General features: G+C 38.8%; 1 protein-coding gene. It reads right to left on the bottom strand.

Annotation, left to right across the window (positions count from 1 at the left end; all coding sequences use genetic code 11):
• Positions 1-255 (bottom strand): cupin domain-containing protein (locus Q4563_RS19645; RefSeq protein ID WP_303605716.1); only part of this gene is annotated, 255 nt, incomplete at its 3' end.
• Positions 256-276: the final 21 nt, after the last annotated feature.

Genomic DNA, 276 nt, shown 5'->3' with positions numbered 1-276 from the left:
ATATATTTCGTTGCCTACCTGCGCTTCCGCTGTACCTTCAAGCACATAAACGCATTCATCTTCATGATAGTGTTTATGGAACTCTGTCGATTCGTGGCCAGGTTGAATTTCAATAATGTGGAAGCCGAAACCAGTTAAACCTGTGAGATCACCCAGTGACTTATTAATCCTTTTGGCATTCTCATTAAGAAAATGGGTTTTCGAAATACCTTCAAGCTCTTCTATTTCTTCCTTAGTAACTAGATATTTATCCATTACACTCTCCAGAGTCATAAC

The organism is Gilvimarinus sp. 1_MG-2023 (assembly GCF_030548285.1).
Note: the sequence above shows the minus strand (reverse complement) of the source record. Positions and strands in the feature narration are given on the sequence as shown.